This is a genomic window from Streptomyces litmocidini (genome assembly GCF_014649755.1).
Classification (GTDB): domain Bacteria; phylum Actinomycetota; class Actinomycetes; order Streptomycetales; family Streptomycetaceae; genus Streptomyces; species Streptomyces litmocidini.
Genome location: NZ_BMTQ01000046.1, coordinates 1 through 3521, shown reverse-complemented (window position 1 = coordinate 3521; position 3521 = coordinate 1). Strand labels below are relative to the sequence as shown.

At 21.8% G+C, this 3521-nt stretch carries 3 protein-coding genes, 1 rRNA gene and 1 pseudogene; all 5 read left to right on the top strand.

What is annotated here, in order from left to right; genetic code table 11:
• A partial coding sequence (locus IE180_RS37790; protein ID WP_229861255.1) for a hypothetical protein occupies window positions 1-186 on the top strand: 186 nt, incomplete at its 5' end.
• Window positions 187-207: 21 nt separating this feature from the next.
• Window positions 208-471 (top strand): annotated as a pseudogene (locus tag IE180_RS37785) (LAGLIDADG family homing endonuclease); the annotation flags it as partial.
• On the top strand, window positions 445-906 hold the full coding sequence (locus IE180_RS37780) for an LAGLIDADG family homing endonuclease (protein ID WP_268255508.1): 462 nt from the start codon (window positions 445-447) through the stop codon (window positions 904-906). The pseudogene IE180_RS37785 and the gene IE180_RS37780, both read left to right, overlap by 27 nt.
• Window positions 907-1571: 665 nt before the next feature.
• Window positions 1572-1805, top strand: a complete 234-nt coding sequence (locus IE180_RS37775) for a hypothetical protein (RefSeq protein WP_189409969.1) — start codon at window positions 1572-1574, stop codon at window positions 1803-1805.
• Window positions 1806-2168: 363 nt separating this feature from the next.
• Window positions 2169-3521, top strand: a 23S ribosomal RNA gene (locus IE180_RS37770); the annotation flags it as partial.

Below are 3521 nucleotides of genomic sequence, written 5' to 3'. Positions count from 1 at the left end.
AAGATAAATCAATATAATTTATATAATAAATTAACATATAGAACTTATTCAACTAATAATAAAAATATAAAAAATGAAATATTAGATCAAAAGAATAAATTATCTCCTAAAGGGGGTGATTTATCTCCTCAAGATAATAAATTATTATATAAAAAACATGAATTAGAACAAGATTATAAATTTTGAAATTGATTTGCAGGTGTTTTAGATGGAGATGGATCTTTTGATTTAAGGAAACTTTTTTTTAAAAAAGAAGGTTATAAGAAATTAGTTATGAAAGAAATAAGAATAAAAATACATATAAGAGATATAAGAATATTAACAAGGATACAAAATTATTTAAATATAGGAAGAATTAGATATGATAAAAAAAATCCATATGTTATATATACAATAGGTAGAAAAGAAGATATGATATATGTATTAAATAATATTAATGGTTTAATAAGATTAAAAATAGATAATTATAAGAAAGCTTGTGAATATTTTAATATAAAATATATAGAACCTAATTATATTATAGAACCTTATGATCCTTATTTTTCAGGTTTAATAGATACTGATGGTTCTATTGTTTTTAATTTTCCTGGTAATAGAATTGAGTGTAATTTAGAATTTAAATATAATAAATATAGTAAAAATTTAAATTTAGATAATGTTATACCTAATTATATACCTTGTAAAATTATAAGAAAACAAAAAATATATACATCTATATGTTTTAAATATCAAAATGTTAAAGGTATGATGTTATTATATGATTATTTTATAAAAAATAGATTATATTGTGATTTTAAATTTTATAGAGTTACTAAAATTAAGAGATTTATAGAAATAAGACAATATAATAAATCTTCTTTTGATAGTATAGAATATAAAATTTATAGTTCTTTTTTATTAGATTGAATACAATATTTAAATCCTTTATGATATAAAATACCTTTTGTAAAGAAATTAAATAATAATAATAATCCTTCCCTTTCAAAAAAAGAGAATTAATAATAATACTCTTATAAATAAAAGGGCTGTAATTAATTATTTATTCTTTATAAAATATAAATATATCTTTCTTTCATAATAATTTATGAAAATATATATTTTTATATCATAAATATACATAAAATTATATATATGTTCTTTAAATAAGAATATATATATATATATATATATATAAAGAGATAGTCCACTAATAAAATATACAATTTAATAAATTACCCCCCAGGGGGGGGATGATTTATCTCCTCAAGATAATAATTTATTAAATTAAAAAATAAAATATAAATAACTTATGATTTATTTATATTTATATAGTATATAATTAGCATTTCCACTACGTATTATCAATGGGAGCATTATTTAGTTTAGTAGGAGGATATTATTATTGAGGTCCATCTATGTTTGGTTTAAATTATAATCGTATATGAGCAGAAGTTCATTTCTGATTATTATTTATATCTGTAAACATAATATTCTTACCAATGCATTTCTTAGGTTTAAATGGAATGCCTCGTCGTATACCACAATATCCAGATGCATTTTTAGGTTGAAATTATGTAAGTAGTATAGGTTCAATGATATCTATAATATCTGTAATAGTAGGATTAAAAAGTGTATTAATACAATTAGAAAATAATAATGATACAGAACCTACAACAGAAGATATTACTCCTGACTTTACTGAAAGTAATTTAACTAGAAAAACTAGAAATAGTGATTTAGAATTAATTTTAGATAGACCTGCAGCATTTCATACATTCTATGAATTACCTGTATTAACTAACCCAACTGACAATATTGATAAATAATATATATTTTTTATAAATATATATAATATATAATAATTTTATATTATAATCAATATATATATATATTTTCCCTATTTCAATGGGAAATATATATAAGGGGATATCATATTATATGATATTTTTTATATATTCATATTAAATTAATATATAATTTTATATAAAATAAACTATATAATATTATAATTAAAATTTTATAACAATCTTTTTAAAGGGAGGGTCTTGATAAACATCTTTTTATTGAAAAGAAGGGATGATAGCTTTCTTTTTAATAAGAGGGGAGTAATATATGATATATATTAAGGGGGAGATATAATTTATATAAGGATATAAAGAAAATTAAATTAGGAGATATATTGAAAAAAGGTATATGAAAATAATATTATTTTAGGGATTTATGTATAATACTTAATAAATGATATAAATGAAAAAACGGAAATGAAATTTCCAATCATTATCATGAAAATGAGAGAAAAAAAGAGAATCAAGTGAAATGAAACATCTGAGTAATTTGAGAATAAATCAACAGAGGCTATATAAGTAACGGTGAGTGAAATTATAGTAGTCAAAGAGTATCATAAAGAGTGAGAATAAAGTAGTATCAACTACTAAGACAATAATAAAGTATTAATAAATAGTACCGTAAGGGAAAATAATGAAATAGAATAATAAAGAGCAGTTATAGTATAACGTACCTCTTGTATAATGGGCCAGTGAGTTATATATATTAGTGAGAATAAGAATCATAATAAAAATAAGATTTATCAATTAAAAATTAATATATATAGGCCCGAAAGCAAACGATCTACACATGTCCAAGTATTTTAAATTTAATAATAAGAATTATATATGTAATGTATATGTTAAATATATTTATATTAATTAATATATATATATTTAACTAAAATGACTCAATAGGTAGATGTAGCAATATCTTCTAAAGAGGTGTGTGTAGTAGTGACAGACAAAACTGGTTTGCAGATAGCTGGTTTTCTGCGAAATATATTATAGTATAGCCTTTACTAATTTATAAACTGGTACAGCACTTAAATGTTTTTGGGAGTAACATTTCATAATATTTAAAACTCGGAAACAGTAAATAATCATAAAAGTAAGGAGTCAGACTTATTGCGATAAGGTAGTAAGTCTAAAAGGAAACAACCTAGACTATTTAATGTATGTCCCAAATATAATAATTTTTTTAGTGAACATAATCTATAAATAAAAGATAGACAATCAGTCAGCGGGTTTAACAATAATCATCTGTTAAAGGACATGTAACAATGCACTGATATGATATAAATATATATATAATATATTTTTTTTATAAGTAGAGAAGATATACGGGTCTAAATTTATAACAGTTTAATAGATATATGTAAATATGCATATATGGTAGCAGAATATATAATGAAGAATTATAAAAAGAATGCTGGCTTGAGTAACGATAGGTAATATAAAATTACCCTCTTATATTCATAAGGTTTTATAGAAATTAACGGTCCCTAAGATATAAATAGAAATATTTAATCAATGGGAGAAAGTACAGGAAAATAAAGTGAACCGTACTGTAAACCGACACAGGTATGATAAAAGAGAATGAGATAACTACTATGAATGAACTCGGCAAAAAGAATTAAAACTATAATCGTGCGACTGTTTACCAAAAACACATCCTACTGCGTATTAGTAATAATAAGTATAGTAGGTGAGGTCTGC